The following is a 19,393-nucleotide window of genomic DNA, read 5'->3' on the forward strand; positions in this document are numbered from 1 at the left end:
CGTTTAGTCTCACCTATTCCACATTCTAGCACTATATCCTGCTTTCTTCAACTATCTTTCGATAGGGGATTGTTCCTCCGAAAAGATCTAGTGCACTTCCGATGGTATAATCCAGTTTCCCCCGGCTCAGATCCGCAAATTCCTGCAATTCCTCCAGACTTCCGATTCCTCCGGCATAAGTCATACTTCTTTTGCCCCATTCTGCCAGCAGACGAACCAGATCTTTCTCCACGCCGGATGCTTTTCCTTCCACATCCACGCCATGAATCAGAAATTCGTCACATTGCGCGGAAAGTTCGTCCAGAATCTCCGCATTCACACAGACCTCTGTAAACTTCTGCCAGCGATCCGTCACCACATAATAGTCTCCGTCCTTTTTCCGACAGCTCAGATCCAGCACCAAATGTTCTGTTCCCACGACATGTACCAGTTCTTTTAACCGTTCCTGATCCATCTTGCCGTCCCGGAATACATAAGAAGTCACGATCACATGGGTAGCCCCCGCCTTCAGATATTCTTCCGCATTATAAGGGGTGATTCCTCCTCCGATCTGCATTCCGCCCGGATAGGCACGGAGTGCTTCCAGTGCCTGTCTCTTTGTCTCCTTATAATAAGGAGAAGTCTCCGGATTCAACAGAATAATATGTCCGCCTTTCAGGCCGTCCTTCCGGTACTGTCTGGCATACCAGGCCGCATCCAGATCCGATGCAAAATTAGTACGTGCCTGATCGCCTTCGTCTTTCAGGCTTCCGCCTACGATCTGCTTGACCGTTCCGTTATGTATATCAATACAGGGTCGAAATCTCATAATTCATCCTTTCTGCGTTCCTCTTCCGCTAACGCTCATTATCCCATGATGCGCACCTTCGGTGCCTGACGCCGGCGCTTCGCGACAGCTACCATGGGCGCCATTCATTGCACATTATAGCATAAAAAAACTGCGCCGACACTTCTTTTTGTCTGCACAGTCTTTTTCTCTTTTCTTATTTCTTTACGGAATCGTTGTTGGTCTGGCTCTGGTCTTTTGTCAGGTCATCAGCAGTCTTGTCAATTCCGTCGGTCACGTCATCGGTCAGATCATCCACGCCGTCTGTAGCATCATCGATCACCTGATCTGCCGCGCCGTTTCCGGCATTGTCTGTTCCGTTGTCCCGCTCGTCCGTATTGTAGGTTCCTGCACCGTTCATTTCGTTTTTCTTGTCGGTTCCTTCTGTCGCCTCATTGACTCCGGCACCGTTGTCTGCATTATTTCTTCCGCAGGCTGTGATTCCTGTCATCAGCAGAACACACATTGAAACCATTAAAACTCTTTTCCATATTTTCATAGCATATCTCCCTTTCATCAATGAATTCTTTACTGGTAATATTCCCAGTTCTTCCTTCCTTATGCATGGGAGTTTTTTATGATATGTTTCCAGAGTTTGTTTTTCGGAATTTTTTTGAATTTCATTTTTTAAGTTTCATTTTCCAGACCGTCATTTTTCAAAGATTCTGATTTATATTTTTTCTTTTAATGTTCCGTTTCGATATGCCGCCAGAAGAACTTCCAGATCGTGCACCTGTCCTCTCAGTTCCAGACCGATATCGGTATCTCCTACCAGGCGTCGCTCCACAACCCGCTTCACGATCATGGTCTCGGAATGGATATCTGTTCCCTTCTGGATTGCAGCCTCTTTGGATTCAAATGGCTCATGCGCCACCAGCAGAAGTCCATAGGAATTATAGATCAGTGTATAACCCGCAATTCCCGTTTCTTTCTGATAGGCTCGTGAAAATCCTCCATCGATAACCAGCACTTTTCCGTTACATTTGATCGGACTCTCACCATTTTTCAGTTTCACCGGCACATGGCCATTGATGATATGGGTTCCTTCTCTCAGCAGTCCGAATCCGTCCAGGATCCGATCTACTACTTCTTCTTTTTCCAGCAATTTATAGTATGGATTTTTCTTTTCCACATGGGTTTCCTTCTCCGCCAGGAAATACCGTTCAAAGGTCGCCATCTTATCCTTGCCAAACAGCGGGGAATCCGGATGCAGCCAAATATACCACATCACATCTTTTCCCTTTAGTTTCTCACTGGGATTCAATGCAAAAAAGCCTTTTCTCACATAGCTTTCCACTGCCTCGTAAAGCTGCTGTCCTTTATAAGTTTTTCCATACAGCGTCACCGGTTTCAGTTCTCCGTCTTCCGTCAGCGGAACACAGCCATGATACAGAAGATTCTTATTATAGACTTTATACAATCCGCCCTTTGCCAGCAGAAATCTCATATGACTCTGCAGCTTCTCACAGCCCAGAAACGCCTTTTCCAGACGCTCCATGATTTCTTCTTCCTCTTCCGTCAACTGATAGGGGTGTTCCGGATCCACGGTCGGAAAATTCAGATCCAGCATCCGGTAAGATGTTCCATCCAGGTTGATGGTCCCTTCCTCCCAGTTGATCCGATGCAGGAGATTACGCCCCTCCAGTTTAAACTGCGGATTCCGGGCAATGATCTGTCCCTCCACTTTAAACTGGATGATAGAAATCGCCTTATGGATCTTCTGGTTCATCTCCGTCTCCGCCCGATCTGGGCGCTGTGTTCCTTTCAATTTAAAACATTCACAGGGATCTCCCTCATAGACCCGCATAGCATAGGTAGCCAGCGGAAGCAGGTTAATCCCGTATCCATCTTCCAGAATATCCATGTTCCCATATCTGGCACAGATCCTGATCACATTTGCCATACAACCCCACTGCCCGGCCGCGGCTCCCATCCAGAGTACATCATGGTTTCCCCACTGGATATCCACGGAATGATACTTCTGAAGCATATCCATAATAATATGCGGACCCGGACCTCTGTCGTAGACATCTCCCAGAATATGTAAATGATCCACCACTAGCCTCTGGATCAGTTCGGAGATCGCACAGATAAATTCTTCTGCCCTCCGAATCCGGATGATGGTTGCGATGATCTTGTTATAATAGGACTCTTTATCCATTCCGACCTGTTTCTCCGTAATCAGTTCCTCGATTACATAGGCAAAATCTTTCGGCAATGCCTTCCGTACTTTGGATCTGGTATATTTGCTGGCAGAACGTTTGCTCAGCTCGATCAGACGGAACAGATTGATCTTATACCAGTCATCCATGTTTTCTTCCGTCTTTTTTACCATCTCCATCCGCTCTTTCGGATAGTAGACCAGCGTAGCCAGTTCCTGCTTGTCTTTTGCAGTCAGTGTATTGCCAAACACATCGTCGATCTTTCTTCTGACAGAACCCGATCCGTTTTTCAACACATGTGCAAACGCCTCGTATTCCCCGTGAATATCCGTCAGAAAATGTTCCGTTCCTTTTGGCAGATTTAAGATTGCCTCCAGATTAATGATCTCCGTCGCTGCTGCCGCAATGGTCGGATAGAGATCCGACATCCGTTCCAGATAACGTTGTTCCAAACGCTTCATACTTTCCCCATTTCTCTGTCTTTACAGATCTGAAACCTTCCCTCTGTGCGCCCAATATTTTTAAGCAAAATCTGTCAGTTAAAATTGAATCACGTCTCCCATGTCATACATGCCCGCCGGCAGTCCTGCCAGGAATTTGGCTGCTTCTACCGCCCCTTTGCCAAATACGCTTCTGGAATAAGCTGTATGCCTGAACTCGATCACTTCGTCCACTCCGGCAAAGATCACTTCATGTTCCCCTACGATGGTTCCACCGCGCACCGCTGAGATTCCGATCTCCTTTTCGTCTCGTTTCTGACGTCTCTGGCTTCTGTCATACACATAAGTATATGCGTTGTCCAGCGCTTCATTCACAGAATCCGCCAGTGCGATGGCTGTTCCGCTCGGTGCATCCAGCTTCTGATTGTGATGACGCTCCACCAGTTCAATGTCATAACCTGCAGGTCCTAATACCTTTGCCGCATTCTGAAGCAGTTTTAACAACAGATTAATTCCGACCGACATATTTGCGGATTTCAGAATTGCAACTTTTTTGGAGCTCTCCTTTACTTCTTCCAACTGTGCCTCAGACAGACCTGTGGTACACAGAACCACCGGAACCTGTTTTTCGGTGCAATAAGCCAGGACCCCGTCTACTGCTGATGCATTGGAGAAGTCGATTACGACATCTGCTTCCACATCACAATCTGCAATCTTTTCGAAGACCGGATAATCATTCGGTACTGCTGTATATGCGTCCACTCCCGCTACAATCTCAATATTTTCATCTGCTTTGATCAGGTCTGTAATCACCCGTCCCATTTTTCCGTTACATCCATGCATAATTGCTTTTACCATTGTATTGTCCTCCATATTCTTTATGATTCTTGATCTTTCATGATTTCTGTTTCTTCATGTTTTCCTCTGTACCCTCCGGCACATTTTATCATTTGGTTCTGTCTGAATTATCACCTGAACAAGAAAAGGATATCACAGTCGTCCCTACAACTCAACCTATGATATCCCTTTCACAATTTACGTTTTTATGTCAGTTTGATTCCGAAATCAACCATTGCCTTTTTCAGACTCTCTGTATGTTCTGCGGAAAGTTCAGACAGCGGCATACGCAATCCGCCTACTTCCATTCCCATCAGATTCAACGCTTTCTTTACCGGAATCGGATTGACTTCGCAGAATAACTGTTCAACCAACGGCAGTGCTTTCAACTGCAGATCTCGGCTTCCTTTTACATCTCCTGCCTGGAATTTCGCTACGATATCATGAGCCTCCTGCGGTGCCACGTTGGACAGTACAGAAATCACACCTTTTCCTCCGACGGAAAGAATCGGCACAATCTGATCGTCATTTCCGGAATAAAGATCAATGTTGCCATCTGTCAGCTGCATGATCTTGGAGATCTGAGAAATGTTACCGGATGCCTCTTTCACTCCAACGATATTATCTACTTCCTTTACCAGAGTTGCAACAGTCGCCGGTTCGATGTTTACTCCGGTACGGCTTGCCACGCTGTAAAGAATGATCGGAGCCTTTGCTTCTGCCGCCACTGCTTTGTAGTGGGCAATCAGTCCGTTCTGGGTCGTCTTATTATAATAAGGAGTTACCAGAAGAAGTCCGTCTACTCCATCTTCTACCGCTTCTTTGGAAAGATCAATCGCCGTACGGGTACAGTTGGAACCGGTTCCTGCGATGACCGGAATCCGTCCTTTGGTTCTCTCGACTGTAAACTTAATACAGTCCATATGCTCCTCTTCCGTCAATGTGGAAGATTCTCCTGTGGTTCCACAGATAATGATGGCATCGGTTCCACCGTTACAGTGGAAATCGATCAGCTCATCCAGTTTGTCATAATTTACACTTCCGTCTGCCTGAAATGGGGTAACAATCGCTACTCCTGCTCCTTCAAATATACTCATGCGGTCCTCCTCTATTGTCATTTAAATTCATTGCCTTTTGCATCAAATTTTATCATCAAACGCCTGGTATGTCAATCACCGTACTTCTGCCGATTTCCGGTTTCTACTGTATGAACTTCTGCCAGTTTCTGTCACTGATTCCATCTGTTAGATGTATCGGAGCCAGAGCCTTACTTTCCAGCCCAAAGCATTTCCTGCTTTTCCGTCGTATACACGTAATATATTCAAATTATCTTAATATACACTTTTCAGACACTGTCTCATTTTTTGTCGATTTATTTTGTTCTAACAGGCTTTTTCAAGACATAAATTTAGTAATGACTCTAAAATACCACAAAGAGGAAGGGAGAATTACATATTATGTCAGATAAGATGATTGAAAACAACCAGGTTACTATCATTGGAGAAATTGCCAGCGAGTTTCGGTTCAGCCACGAAGTCTTTGGGGAAGGTTTTTACACCGTAGAAGTTCTGGTCAGACGCCTGAGCAACTCCGAGGATAAAATTCCACTGATGGTTTCCGAACGTCTGGTAGATGTGGATCAGGATTACCGCGGAGAATTTATCTATGTCACCGGACAGTTTCGCTCTTACAACCGGCATGAAGAGACCAAGAACCGTCTGGTTCTCTCCGTTTTCGTCCGGGAACTTACCTTTGTCGAAGAAGAAATTGACGCATCTAAAACCAACCAGATCATTTTGGAAGGATTTCTCTGCAAACTTCCGGTCTATCGTAAGACTCCGCTTGGCCGTGAGATTGCCGACCTTCTCCTGGCAGTCAACCGCCCTTACGGCAAGTCCGACTACATTCCCTGTATCTGCTGGGGACGCAATGCCAGATACGCTTCCGGTTTCCCGGTCGGACAGCATGTACAACTGATCGGACGGATCCAGAGCAGGAATTATGTCAAGAAACTTTCCGAAACAGAGACAGAAACCCGGACTGCCTACGAAGTCTCTGTCAGCAAGTTAGATTGTCTGGAAAACGATTAACCATTGTATCTATGACAGTTCTTTTCGCATACTACTTGTAAATTCGGCGTTTTATGTGTAAAATAATGAACGTTGCAATCAGTAGTCAAGGTAATATGTGTAAAAAGGATTGATATAATATGAAGACAAAACGAGAAGACATTAGAAATATTGCGATCATTGCCCATGTCGATCACGGCAAAACCACTCTGGTCGATGAGCTTCTGAAACAAAGCGGTGTATTCCGTGCCAATCAGGAAGTTCAGGAACGTGTCATGGACTCCAATGATATTGAACGGGAGCGTGGAATCACCATTCTCTCCAAAAATACTGCCGTATATTATAAAGATGTAAAGATTAACATCATTGACACCCCGGGACATGCGGATTTCGGTGGCGAGGTAGAACGTGTACTGAAAATGGTAAACGGCGTTATCCTGGTAGTGGATGCATTTGAAGGTGCCATGCCTCAGACAAAATTTGTCCTGAGAAAAGCGCTGGAACTGAAACTTCCGGTTATCGTCTGCATTAACAAGATCGACCGTCCGGAAGCCCGTCCGGATGAGGTCATTGATGAGGTGCTGGAACTGTTCATGGATCTGGATGCGACAGATGAACAGCTGGACTGCCCATTCGTCTATGCGTCTGCCAAAGACGGAATCGCAGTTCTGGATCTGACAGACGATGAGAAAAATATGGAACCTCTGTTTGAGACGATCATCAACTACATCCCGGCTCCGGAAGGAGATCCGGATGCTTCCACACAGGTTCTGATCAGTACCATTGATTATAATGAATATGTGGGCCGTATCGGTATAGGAAAGGTAGACAACGGAAGTATCTCCGTGGGACAGGAAATGGTTCTGGTCAATCACCACAATCCTGACAAGCAGGAAAAGGTAAAGATCAGCAAACTGTACGAATTTGAAGGTCTGAAGAAAGTCGAAGTCCAGAAAGCAGAAATCGGATCCATCGTAGCCATCTCCGGTATTTCCGATATTTCCATCGGTGATACCCTCTGTTCTCCGGAAGATCCGAAGCCGATCCCGTTCCAGAAAATTTCCGAACCGACCATTGCCATGCAGTTTATCGTAAACGACAGTCCCTTTGCCGGACAGGATGGTAAATTCATTACCTCCCGTCACTTAAGAGACCGTCTCTTCCGCGAACTGAATACAGATGTCAGTCTTCGCGTCGAGGAAACGGAAAATGCAGACTGCTTCAAAGTTTCCGGCCGTGGCGAACTGCATCTGTCCGTTCTGATTGAGAACATGCGCCGAGAAGGTTATGAATTTGCTGTCAGCAAGGCTGAGGTTCTTTATAAGGAAGACGAAAAAGGGCATCTGTTGGAACCAATCGAGCTTGCTTATATCGATGTTCCGGAAGAATTTACCGGAACCGTCATTGATAAATTAAGCCAGAGAAAGGGAGAACTCCAGAACATGGGAACTTCCAACGGCGGTTATACCCGTCTGGAATTCCTGATCCCGGCCCGTGGACTGATCGGATACCGTGGAGAATTCCTGACTGATACCCGCGGAACCGGTATTCTGAACACCAGCTTCAACGGATACGCTCCTTATAAAGGAGATATCCAGTATCGGAAACAGGGCTCTCTGATCGCATTTGAAACAGGTGAGGCTGTCACCTATGGTCTGTTCAATGCTCAGGAGCGCGGTACTTTATTTATCGGACCCGGTGAAAAAGTTTATTCTGGTATGGTCATCGGACAGAACGGTAAGACCGATGATATCGAGTTGAATGTCTGCAAGACCAAGCATCTGACTAACACCCGTTCTTCCAGCGCTGACGAAGCACTTCGTCTGACCACGCCGCGTATCTTAAGCCTGGAAGAAGCCCTGGACTTTATCGATACCGATGAGCTTCTGGAAGTTACTCCGAATCATCTGCGTATCCGTAAGAAGATCCTAGACGCACGACTCAGAAAACGTGCTGCTATGAGCGGTAAGTAAAAACCAGAGCGCTTTCCACCGGAGAGCAACCGTATGACACAAAGGAGAAGAACACATGGTAAAATATTTTAATGCGTTTCTAAAAGTAATCACGACTGCCATCGAACTGGTGATTTCCTTTATTCTGGCCGCCAGCATCATTGTTATGATCGGCCGGCTGTTACTGGATTTCCATAATATCCCCTATCTGGATGTGTATCCGAACTACGATGATCTTCTGACCAACTGTTTTAACCTGATCATCGGTGTGGAGCTGATCCGAATGCTGTACAAGCATAATCCGAGTACGGTATTCGAGGTTCTGTTGTTTGCCATCGCCAGACAGGTGATCCTGGCTCATGATGATGCCATTACCACTCTCATCGGTGTCATCGCGATTGCCATCCTTTTTGCCACCCGTAAATTTCTGTTTGTTGCCTTTGACAAATCGGAGAAAGTTATTTTCCGTGCCAACCAGTCCGTCCATCATGTCAACCAGTTATTGCATGTCCACATCCCTTATAAGGATGACGAGACACTGGGCGAGGTCATGATCCGGAAACTGGAGGCCGAACAGCAGGAAATCGGAGTCGGTGCCTGTGTATATGACCGGGAATTCGGTCTTCGTATTGCGAAAATGAATCACGGAAAAATCACACGAATTGAGTTGATTCGTTCTATACAATAAGAGATTTTTATGCTATAATGTTTACATAATACAGATAAAGCTTTTACATTTTCAGACATTTTATCTATCTGTATAATACGAAACAAAGGAGTTGGGCATATGAATTTTATTATCAGTGGAAAAAACATCAACGTAACACCTGGCTTGAAAGAAGCTGTGGAATCCAAACTTGGAAAGCTGGAACGGTATTTTACTCCTGAAACAGAAATCATTGTAACTCTCAGTGTAGAGAAAGAAAGGCAGAAAATTGAAGTCACGATCCCGGTAAAGGGACACATTATCAGATCCGAGCAGGTCAGCGATGACATGTATGTATCCATCGATCTGGTGGAAGAAGTCATCGAGCGTCAGCTTCGGAAACATAAAAACAAACTGGTTGCCAGAAGTCAGGGTGCCGGTGGTAACGATTTTAAGAAAGAATTTATTGAATCAGATAAAGATGCTTCCGATGATGAAGTAAAGATTGTACGTACCAAGAGATTCGGTATCAAACCGATGTTCCCGGAAGATGCCTGTGTACAGATGGAACTTCTCGGACATTCCTTCTTCGTCTTCCACAATGCAGAATCAGACGAAGTCAATGTAGTTTATAAAAGAAAAGACGGATCCTTTGGTCTGATTGAACCGGAATTTTCCTAAGATTTGTAAGTAGAATTTAGAAAGTGCGCCGCATTTTATGCGACGCACTTTTTTGAATGTTCATTCATCAGCAGAGCCTGCTTTTTTGAATTTTTGATTAGCAAGGAGAGAGTTATAGAACAAACGCATTAATAAAAATCATTATCCTCCCGAAAAAGGTTGCAACGGGAACCGCTTACGCTTACCTTATGCATTCCTTTTCGATATGGATGACGTTCGTTTTTCATTTGAATTCGCTTTCCCCACGCCTGTAATCACTTTCTCTCGATATCTTTCATCCCCAAATCCTCTTGTTCTAAATAAGCATCTTCTTTACTCACCCTCCGCAAAAATCACAATCTCTTTGTCCACCACGGCAAACCAACAGTCCTCTCCTTTTTCTAGCACAGCCTGTCCGTTGGTGCCTTCTGTAATTTCCGCAATCAGTACATTTTCCTCACTCTCGGATACCAGAACCGTCAGCTCCACCGCATCAGAATAAACGGTATCCAGAATCTGAAGTCCTCGCTTGCCCAACAGGTACTGGATCTTGCCTAGTCCGGTGTAATCCGTCTTGATATTCAGTTTAAACCCGTAAATTCTGGTAATAATCTTACTGTGGGTCAGACCTTCCTGTGCCGCCTTGGAATACGCGCGGACCAACCCTCCCGTTCCCAGCAGTGTTCCACCGAAATACCTGGTCACGATCACCAGGGTATCATGAAGGTCCTGTCCCATAATCACATCCAGCATAGGCTTTCCTGCTGTCTGGCTTGGTTCGCCGTCATCACTGCATCTTGCAGACACCTGATCCTTCCCCAGAACGTAAGCCCAGCAGTTATGTCTGGCATCCCAGTATTCCTTTCGCACTTTTTCTAAAACCTCCTGCACTTCTTCTTCGGTTGTTACGTGATATGTATGAGCGATAAACCGGGATTTTTTCTCCACGATCTCCGCTTCTCCACCTTCATAGATGGTCTGAAACTCTTTCATTTTCCTTCTCTCCTGCCACTTCTGTTCCTTTTTCTTTCCTTATGATACCAGTTCTGCCCCTGCATAAACAAGCAGTTTCTTAAGAATTTCTGTACAAACAGGAAGTTTGCAAAATGTTCTTTATTTAAAGAAACAAATTTGCTATAATGATTTGAGTGAAAAAGGAGGACTTGTTTCATGAATTATGGAAAAAAAGGTGCTTCCAAACGGCAGAAGCAGATCGCTTCAAAATCCAACATGAAAAAGAAACGTGTTGGAGTCCGTGTATTCAAAGCACTTGTTGCATGTCTGTTGCTGGTGATCGTCCTGGGTGCTGTCGGCGGCGGACTGTTTATTAAAAATATCCTGGATGATACGCCTACGGTTACTCCGGATGATGTGCGTCCTTCCGGATATACTACATTCGTATACGCCCAGGATGGAACCGAGATTGAGCGATTCGTTTCTTCCGGCTCCAACCGTATCTACAAGAATATCGACGATATCCCTGAGAATCTGGGCAATGCATTTATCGCGATCGAGGACGAGCGTTTCTACAAGCACAACGGTATCGATATGCAGGGTATCATAAGAGCCGCCGCAATCGGTCTGACTAGCGGAAGTTTCTCCGAAGGTGCCAGTACACTGACCCAGCAGTTAATCAAGAACAACGTATTCCCGAACTTTACAGAGGAAAAAACGTTTTATGACCGTCTGGAACGTAAGATTCAGGAGCAGTTCCTGGCTGTCGAGATTGAGAAACAGATGAGCAAATCCGAGATTCTGGAAGCTTACATGAATACCATCAACTTAGGACAGAACTGTCTGGGTGTCCAGTCTGCTTCCCTTCGATACTTCAATAAGGACGTCTCTCAGTTAACGCTGTCTGAGTGTGCCGTACTTGCCGGCATTACCCAGAGCCCTTCCAACCTGAACCCAATCACGAACCCGGAAGGTAATCAGAAGCGTCAGCACAAGGTTCTGAAAAATATGCTGGATCAGGGTTATATCACACAGGCTGAATACGATGAAGCCATTGCAGATGATGTATACAGCAGAATCCAGGCAACCAACGCCGTGGTTGCGGAGGAAGCTCCTTATACTTATTTCGTAGATGCTCTGATCGATCAGGTTCTTCAGGATTTGCAGGATAAAAAAGGATATACTTATACTCAGGCTTATAACGCACTTTACAGTGGTGGTCTGACCATCAAATCTACTCAGGATCTGTCCATGCAGCAGATCGCAGATGAAGAAGTAGCCAACAATGCCAACTATCCGGGACTGATCGAATATGGTCTGGAATATGTGGCAACCATCACCCGTGCAGACGGAACCGTTGAAAATTATAGTACCGAGATGCTCCGCTCCTATCTGGTCAACACCAGAGGCGGTTCTTATCCACTGGTATTTTCTTCTCCGGAAGCCGCGCAGCAGGCCGTGGATGAATACAAATCCACTCTGAACATTACGGAAAATGATGCCGTGGATGAGCGTGTTTCCATTTCACCGCAGCCTCAGACTTCCGTGGTAATCATGGATCAGCACACCGGTGCAGTCAAGGCCATCGTCGGCGGTCGTGGCGCCAAGAATTCTAGTCTGTCTTACAATCGTGCAACCGATTCACCGAGACAGCCGGGTTCCTGTTTCAAGGTTGTTTCCACTTACGCTCCGGCTCTGGATTCCTGTGGTTACACTCTGGCAACGACCATCGAAGACTCCCCGTTCAGTTACGAAGATGGTACTCCGGTCCGCAACTGGTGGGGCAATTCCTATAAAGGAAATGTTACGGTTCGTAAAGCCATCGAACAGTCTATGAACGTTGTAACCGTAAAGACTCTGTCTGACATTACCCCGCAGAAGGGCTTTGAATATCTGCAGCGCTTCCGTTTCAGCACACTGGTTGACGGAAATGATCCCAACTATCCGGGATATTCTGATATTCAGCTGCCTACCGCTCTTGGTGGTATTACCCGCGGTGTTCTGAATATCGATATGACGGCTGCATATGCTGCAATTGCAAACGGCGGAAAATATACCGAACCTGTTCTTTATACACAGATTTTGGATCATGACGGAAACGTCCTTCTGGACAACACTCCGGATACCGAACAGATCTTACAGGATTCCACGGCTGCACTTCTGACCAGTGCCATGGAAGACGTTATCACACAGGGTACGGGTACCAGAGCAAGACTTTCCAATATGCCGGTAGCCGGTAAGACCGGTACTACAACCGACAACGTGGACATCTGGCTTTCCGCATACACTCCATACTTGACCTGCTCTGTATGGGGCGGATATGACTCCAATAAGCCGATGAACAATACAAGCTGGCATCTTGTACTGTGGCGCAATATCATGGAACGAATCAGCGCCAATATGGAATATAAAGAATTTACGATGCCATCTGACGTCACACAGGCGACCATCTGTACAGAAACCGGCCTGCTTGCGACTTCATCCTGTCCAAGCATTACAGAATATTTTGCAACCAATACAATACCGGACGAATACTGTGACGGTCATTATTACTATGATGATGATGATGATGAAGCAGGAACCACCGATGAAAACAGCGGCAGCACCGGTGATAACTCCGGCAGCGAAGACACCGGTGGTGGCGAAGATACCGGCGGTGGCGAAGATACCGGCGGTGGCGATGACGGCGGTGGCGGAGAAGGAGAATAAAGCTTCGTTGCTTTTTCCCTTATCTCTATCTCTTCCGCAAAAGGTTGCAACGGGAACCGCTTACGCTTATCTTCGCCCCATAGAGATACCCTGCGAGCAACACTAATGCTTGCTTGCAGGAAGTACCGGGGCTTCGACTGTTCCCTTATGCATTCCTTTTGCAGAAGAATCGCGATAATTAATAAGCTAAAAAAATATTGCCGTGGCAAAAAATTAGCATAGCGCGTAAAAACAGGGAGGAAATCGAAACTGATTTCCTCCCTGTTCTTTTAAAGTTATAGGACAAAATATGTTGACTTTACTGTTCTAAATCAATTTATTCTACGCTGTATAATTTTGCAAGGATATCTTCCTTGATCTCTGCCACTTCATTTAACGCAGCTTCTTCTGATGCTCCTTTTACATAGATATACAGCTTGATCTTCGGCTCTGTTCCGGAAGGACGCACGGAGAACCAACTCTCATCTTCCAGAATGTATTTCAGAACATTGGATTTGTCAATATCCTGATATCCGTCTTTATAATCGATCACTTCTTTTACCGCAACTTTTCCGAATTCTTTCGGGGAATCTGCGCGGAGCGCTTCCATCATTCTTGAAATTCTGGCTGCACCTGCCATACCTTCCAGCACGATAGATACCTGATCTTCTTTATAATATCCGTATTTCTCATACAGATCTTCCAGTACATTTAACAGCGTCTTTCCTTTTTTCCGATAGTAAGCAGATGCCTCGCTCAGATACATGGCTGCGCTGATTCCGTCTTTATCACGCACATCCGGGCTGATCGCATATCCGATGCTCTCTTCATAACCAAACAGATATTTCAGGTCATGTTCCTCCAGATATGGAATCTTTCCGCAAATGTTCTTAAATCCGGTCAGTGTCTCAAACATCTTTACTCCATAAGCTTTACAGATTGCGGTTCCCATCTCACCCGTTACAATGGATTTGACCATCGCACCATTTGCAGGCAGCTTTCCGGTCTCGTCCAGACTTTCCAGAATATAGTTGATCAGGAGAACTCCCGTCTGGTTTCCGTTTAACGCAGTATAACCACCCTCGTTATTCTTCACCTCTACCGCAAGGCGGTCACTGTCCGGATCTGTTGCGATCAGGATATCTGCTCCTACGGATAACCCCAGTTTCTCTGCCAGTTTAAACGCTTTGGTATCTTCCGGATTCGGATACCCTACCGATGTAAAATCCGGATCCGGGTCTTTCTGCTCCGGTACGATATGCACATTGGTAAATCCGCGCTCTTTCAGAATTGTGCGCACCGGAATGCTTCCGGCTCCATTTAACGGGGTATAAACGATCGGAATGTCCTTGTCCAGCTCTTCTCCATCACGAAGAGATAAAGACTTCACCAGATCCAGGTAACTTCTGTCCATTTCATCAGACAATACTTCAATCAGACCTTTCTCCACGCCTTCTTCAAAGTCCATCCTGGTCACGCCGCCAAAATAGTCCACCTGATTGATCTTTGCGAGCATCTGATCAGCGATTTCTTCCATCACCTGTGCTCCGCTCTCCCAGTATACTTTATATCCATTGTATTCCTTCGGATTGTGGCTGGCTGTAATGTTGATTCCGGAAGCTGCATGCAGTTTTCGGATGGTAAATGCCAGTTCCGGAGTCGGTCTGAGGTCCGGGAATGTAAACACTTTGATTCCGTTTGCAGCCATGATCTCTGCCACCAGTCTGGAAAATTCTTTTGAAAAATGACGACAGTCGTGAGCGATCACCAAACCACGCTCCTTATATTCCTTTCCCTGTTCTTTGATAAAATCAGCGATTCCCTGTGTGGCTCTTCCTACCACAATTTCATTCATGCAGTTGCAGCCCACACCAATTTTTCCACGAAGTCCGGCTGTTCCAAAGGTAATTTCCTTCCCAAAACGTTCCGTGATCTCCTCTTCGTTTCCCTCGATTTCATCCAGTTGTGCTCTCAGATTCTCATACCCTTCCAGCTTGTCTTTCCATTCCTGATACACCTTCATTGCATCCATGTTTTCTTCTCCATTCTGTTCTATTTTTTATTCTGTTATGTCTCTCTTTCTTTCCGTTATCCGATGTTCCGCTTCTGTTTTCTTTTTATATTTTTCCGTGATTTCCTGTGTAATCTGTTCCCGTGTCTTTTCGCCGGATGCCATCGCTCTTAAATTTTTATAGCAATCGGGGGATAATGTCATATTTTCTACCGCCATAGTTGCCGCAACTTGTTCTATCATTTTTTCCTGCTTTGCATCCAGTTCCTGCAACATCAGTTTGGCTGCGCCATAGATCCCGGCATCATTTCCCAGGGATGCAATGGCAAACCGTACATTTTTCGCTTTTTGAAATGCATGCTCCCGGTACGGTCCCCGGATATAATCCAACAAGATGTCTCCTGCTTTCGACACACCTCCACCGATCACGATTACCGACGGGTCGGTCACCGCTGTGACCATCGATAGCCCGGTTCCCAGATAACGACCAAATTCTTCGGCGATCTCCTCACAGAGGGCATCCCCCGCCTTTACACCGTCAAAGACATCTTTCGCCGTAAGTTCGGTTCCCAGCTTCCTCCTGGCCAACCTGGCAATTCCGGTAGCGGAAGCGTATTGTTCCAGACAGCCATGATTTCCACAACCGCAGGTTTCCTGTTCCAGAGGGTTCATACAGATGTGTCCGATTTCTCCTGCCGCTCCGTTGGACCCGGTTGCAGGAACTCCGTCCACGATCAGTCCGCCTCCCACGCCGGTTCCAAGTGTCACCATCAGAAGATTCTTTTCCTGATTGCCGGCACCTTTCCACATCTCCCCCAACGCTGCCAGATTGGCATCATTTCCCACTATGGTACGGATTCCGGTGCGTTGTTCCATCTCTTTTTTTACTTCTTTATATTTCCAGCCCAGATTCACAGTATTCTCCACAATCCCGTCTGCCCTTACCGGAGCCGGCACACCGATTCCCATTCCAAGAACCTGTTGCAGATCAATGTTCTCCTCTTTCAGAAATCCGGACAAAGATTCACTGATATCCGGAAGAATCTCAGCACCTTCTTGTTCTGTTCTTGAGTGGATCTCCCATTTCTTCAACAGATTTCCCTTTCGGTCCAACAGTCCGATCTTCACCGAAGTCCCTCCGATATCGATTCCAAAACAATATTGCATGATCGCTCTCCCTTTATCTTCTGGTCAAATTTTCCTGTACTCGACGATACAGCTCCTGCGCAGCATTGTATCCCATCTGTTTCTGACGGAAGTTGACTGCGGCACATTCCACGATAATGGACAGATTTCGTCCCGGACGTACCGGCAGACAATGGCAAATTACACGGTTACCCAGGAATTCCGTATATTCTTCTTCCAGTCCCAGTCTGTCGTATTCCTTTTCCTTGTTCCAGTCTTCCAGCGTCATCACCATATCGATGGTCTGAGTCTCTTTTACGCTCTGTACACCGAACAGGGATTTCACATCGATAATTCCGATTCCGCGAAGTTCAATAAAATGTCTGGTGATTTCCGGAGCACTTCCGACCAGAGTATCATGACTGACTTTCCGAATCTCGACCACATCATCGGAAACCAGACGATGTCCTCTCTTTACCAGTTCCAGTGCCATCTCACTCTTACCGATTCCGCTTTCTCCCATAATCAGCACACCTACACCGCGTACATCCACCAATACGCCATGGATCGAAATACAGGGTGCCAGCTTCACATTCAGCCAGCGGATCAGTTCTGCCATAAATGCGGAAGTTTCCTGTTCGGACTGAAATACCGGAATCTGATATTTTCTGGCTACTTCCAAAAGTTTTTCTTCCGGCTGAAGATTCCGACAGAAAATCAGGCATGGTATCTTATAGGAAAATAATTCCTCGTAGATCTTTTCCTTTCTTTCAACTTCCAGAGTTTCCAGAAATGTATGTTCCACATATCCAATGATTTGTACACGTTCTGCATCAAAATGATCAAAAAATCCAGAAAGCTGCAGCGCCGGCCTGTTAATATCCGGGACTTCTACCTTTTTCCCCTCCATCTCAATTTCCGGGGTCAGATTTTTCAGATCCATTTTTTCTACGATTTCTTTAATCTCTACTCCTTTTTCCATAGGCGCTCCTTTTCTCATGCATAGTTTGTCTATATTATATCACCGGTGAAAAAAATTGTACACGCTTCGGGCTGCTTTTTCGTTCATACTCGGCAATTCCATCAACTGCTCTTCCGTCGCATTTTTTATCTCATCAAGACTTTGAAAATGGCGCATCAGATCCTTTCTTCTCGCAGGACCGATTTCCGGAATATCATCCAGGATCGAATGAACCTGTCCCTTCCCCCGAAGCTGCCTGTGATATTCAATCGCAAATCGATGGGCTTCATCCTGTATCCTTGTGATCAGACGGAATCCTTCGCTTGTCCGGTCGATCGGGATTTCCCGATTCTCGTAATACAGCCCTCTGGTACGGTGATGATCATCCTTTACCATGCCGCAAACCGGAATGTTCAGGTGAAGCTCTGATAACACTTCCAGTGCTACATTCACCTGACCTTTTCCGCCATCCATCAGGATCAGATCCGGAAATTTGGTAAACCGACCGGAGCCCTCTGACTGTGCCTGATAATTTCGTCTCTCTTCCAGGCCGTGAGTAAATCTTCTGGTCAACACTTCTTTCATACTTCCGTAATCATCCGGTCCCTGAATCCCCTTGATCCTAAATTTCCGGTAATCATTTCTTTTGGGCTTTCCATGCTCATAAACCACCATGGAACCTACCGATTCAAATCCATTCGTATTGGAGATATCATACGCCTCCATTCGCTCCAGCCCGCTGATACCAAGCAACTCTTCTAGTTCTCTTACCGCTCCGGTTGTTCGCCGTTCTTCCCTTCTTAAACGCTCCTTATCTTTCGACAGGACCATCCGTGCATTGTCTGCCGCCAGTTCTACCAGTTTTTCCTTGGTTCCTTTCTGCGGAACCCGTATCTCTACCTTCCCGCCCCGTTTTGCACTCAGCCATTCCTTCAGAACCTGCACATCTTCCAGTTCTTCCGACAACATCAGCTCTCCCGGAATAAATGGCGTACCTGCATAATATTGCTTGATAAAACTGTCCAGAATCTCCGCTTTCGTCTCTCCCGGCGCCGTACGCAGATAAAAATGATCACGACCGATCATCCGTCCCCCCCGGATAAAGAACACCTGAACCACCGCATCCGAGCCCTCTTCTGCCATCGCAAGGACATCCCGGTCTTCCCCGCTGGAGTCTGTGATCTTCTGTTTCTGTGCTACTTTCTTTACACTGTTTAAAAGTTCCCGGTATTCAATCGCCTTCTCAAATTCCAGGTTTTCTGCGGCCTGGTTCATTTTCTCTTCCAGTTCATCCAGAATCAGTTCATAATGTCCATTCAGGAACTGCAGAACCTTCGCCACAGATTTTCCGTATTCTTCTTTTGAAACATGTCCCTGACAGGGGCCGTCACACTGGTGGATATGATAGTTTAAGCAAGCGCGATCCTTACCGATATCCTTCGGAAGATTCCGGTTACAGCTCCGGATATGATAAAGTTTATGGATCAGATCAATGGTATCTCTGACCGCCTGTGCACTGGTATAGGGGCCGAAATATTTCGCTTTATCTTTCAGAATCCTCCGTGCCAGAAGTACGCGCGGGAACTCCTCATTGGTCGTCACCTTGATAAACGGATAGGTCTTATCATCCATCAACATGGTATTATACTTCGGATGATGTTCCTTGATCAGATTACATTCCAGAACCAGTGCCTCCAGTTCTGAATCCGTCACAATATACTCGAATCTCCGAATATGTGTGACCATCTGCTCAATCTTAACCCCTTTATTTCTGCTGCTCTGAAAATATTGGCGCACCCGATTCTTCAGACTGATGGCCTTTCCCACATAAATAATGTGGTCTTTCTCATCATGCATGATATAAACGCCCGGTCTTGCCGGTAGTTTTTTCAGTTCTTCTTCTATATTAAAATGAAAAGATTCCTGTTCCATCGTTTCCCTCTTTTCTCAGAATGACTCACCGGAAATGCCATTCGACGCATTCCGGGACTGTGAGCGACTTCCAATGTCTTAAGCCAACTCAGACTTTGGCTCGTCACAGACAAGAAAAGCCCGTCTTTCG

The 19,393-nt window shown here is 46.0% G+C and carries 14 protein-coding genes and 1 pseudogene; 5 read left to right on the plus strand and 10 right to left on the minus strand.

What is annotated here, in order from left to right:
- Nucleotides 1–31 precede the first annotated feature (31 nt).
- The 5 genes from hisA to dapA all read right to left on the minus strand — a co-directional run bounded on the left by hisA (nucleotide 32) and on the right by dapA (nucleotide 5,362).
- On the minus strand, nucleotides 32–808 hold the full coding sequence (gene hisA, locus KGMB01110_RS02835; RefSeq protein ID WP_119297493.1) for a phosphoribosylformimino-5-aminoimidazole carboxamide ribotide isomerase: 777 nt from the start codon (nucleotides 806–808) through the stop codon (nucleotides 32–34).
- A 175-nt stretch (nucleotides 809–983) separates the two neighbouring features.
- Nucleotides 984–1,325: a hypothetical protein gene (locus KGMB01110_RS02840; protein ID WP_119297494.1), complete on the minus strand. Its 342-nt coding sequence runs from the start codon at nucleotides 1,323–1,325 to the stop codon at nucleotides 984–986.
- Nucleotides 1,326–1,496: 171 nt separating this feature from the next.
- On the minus strand, nucleotides 1,497–3,449 hold the full coding sequence (locus KGMB01110_RS02845) for a fructose-1,6-bisphosphatase (protein ID WP_119297495.1): 1,953 nt from the start codon (nucleotides 3,447–3,449) through the stop codon (nucleotides 1,497–1,499).
- 78 nt (nucleotides 3,450–3,527) lie between these two features.
- A complete protein-coding gene (dapB, locus tag KGMB01110_RS02850) occupies nucleotides 3,528–4,286 on the minus strand; it encodes a 4-hydroxy-tetrahydrodipicolinate reductase (RefSeq protein WP_117889164.1) in 759 nt (252 codons plus the stop codon).
- A gap of 185 nt (nucleotides 4,287–4,471) precedes the next feature.
- On the minus strand, nucleotides 4,472–5,362 hold the full coding sequence (gene dapA / locus KGMB01110_RS02855; RefSeq protein WP_119297496.1) for a 4-hydroxy-tetrahydrodipicolinate synthase: 891 nt from the start codon (nucleotides 5,360–5,362) through the stop codon (nucleotides 4,472–4,474).
- 360 nt (nucleotides 5,363–5,722) lie between these two features.
- Here dapA and KGMB01110_RS02860 point away from each other — a divergent pair, with 360 nt between their 5' ends.
- The 4 genes from KGMB01110_RS02860 (at nucleotide 5,723) to hpf (ending at nucleotide 9,613) form a co-directional block, all read left to right on the plus strand.
- A complete protein-coding gene (locus tag KGMB01110_RS02860) occupies nucleotides 5,723–6,355 on the plus strand; it encodes a single-stranded DNA-binding protein (RefSeq protein WP_117603820.1) in 633 nt (210 codons plus the stop codon).
- A 119-nt stretch (nucleotides 6,356–6,474) separates the two neighbouring features.
- Nucleotides 6,475–8,307 carry a translational GTPase TypA gene (gene typA, locus KGMB01110_RS02865; protein ID WP_119297497.1) on the plus strand — a complete coding sequence of 611 codons (1,833 nt, stop codon included), beginning with the start codon at nucleotides 6,475–6,477 and terminating at the stop codon, nucleotides 8,305–8,307.
- 55 nt (nucleotides 8,308–8,362) lie between these two features.
- Nucleotides 8,363–8,974 carry a transporter associated domain-containing protein gene (locus KGMB01110_RS02870; RefSeq protein WP_119297498.1) on the plus strand — a complete coding sequence of 204 codons (612 nt, stop codon included), beginning with the start codon at nucleotides 8,363–8,365 and terminating at the stop codon, nucleotides 8,972–8,974.
- Between the two features lie 99 nt (nucleotides 8,975–9,073).
- Nucleotides 9,074–9,613 carry a ribosome hibernation-promoting factor, HPF/YfiA family gene (gene hpf, locus KGMB01110_RS02875; protein WP_119297499.1) on the plus strand — a complete coding sequence of 180 codons (540 nt, stop codon included), beginning with the start codon at nucleotides 9,074–9,076 and terminating at the stop codon, nucleotides 9,611–9,613.
- Between the two features lie 312 nt (nucleotides 9,614–9,925).
- Here hpf and KGMB01110_RS02880 read toward each other — a convergent pair whose 3' ends face one another.
- Nucleotides 9,926–10,585: a YigZ family protein gene (locus KGMB01110_RS02880; RefSeq protein WP_117603816.1), complete on the minus strand. Its 660-nt coding sequence runs from the start codon at nucleotides 10,583–10,585 to the stop codon at nucleotides 9,926–9,928.
- 177 nt (nucleotides 10,586–10,762) lie between these two features.
- Between KGMB01110_RS02880 and KGMB01110_RS02890 the strand changes: the two genes are divergently transcribed.
- Nucleotides 10,763–13,255: a penicillin-binding protein 1A gene (locus KGMB01110_RS02890; protein ID WP_119297500.1), complete on the plus strand. Its 2,493-nt coding sequence runs from the start codon at nucleotides 10,763–10,765 to the stop codon at nucleotides 13,253–13,255.
- A 316-nt stretch (nucleotides 13,256–13,571) separates the two neighbouring features.
- On the opposite strand, the gene KGMB01110_RS02895 is transcribed toward KGMB01110_RS02890, so the two are convergent.
- The 4 genes and pseudogenes from KGMB01110_RS02895 to uvrC form a co-directional block, all read right to left on the minus strand.
- The gene (locus KGMB01110_RS02895) at nucleotides 13,572–15,266 is read right to left on the minus strand and encodes a phospho-sugar mutase (RefSeq protein ID WP_119297501.1); all 1,695 of its coding nucleotides are present in this window, start codon (nucleotides 15,264–15,266) and stop codon (nucleotides 13,572–13,574) included.
- Between the two features lie 249 nt (nucleotides 15,267–15,515).
- Nucleotides 15,516–16,412: pseudogene (locus KGMB01110_RS02900) on the minus strand (ROK family glucokinase); the annotation flags it as partial.
- A gap of 13 nt (nucleotides 16,413–16,425) precedes the next feature.
- Nucleotides 16,426–17,352: an HPr(Ser) kinase/phosphatase gene (gene hprK, locus KGMB01110_RS02905; RefSeq protein WP_117889156.1), complete on the minus strand. Its 927-nt coding sequence runs from the start codon at nucleotides 17,350–17,352 to the stop codon at nucleotides 16,426–16,428.
- 39 nt (nucleotides 17,353–17,391) lie between these two features.
- A complete protein-coding gene (gene uvrC, locus KGMB01110_RS02910; RefSeq protein WP_119297503.1) occupies nucleotides 17,392–19,263 on the minus strand; it encodes an excinuclease ABC subunit UvrC in 1,872 nt (623 codons plus the stop codon).
- Between the last annotated feature and the right edge of the window lie 130 nt (nucleotides 19,264–19,393).

The sequence above is a fragment of the Mediterraneibacter butyricigenes genome, from assembly GCF_003574295.1.
Lineage (GTDB): Bacteria > Bacillota > Clostridia > Lachnospirales > Lachnospiraceae > Mediterraneibacter_A > Mediterraneibacter_A butyricigenes.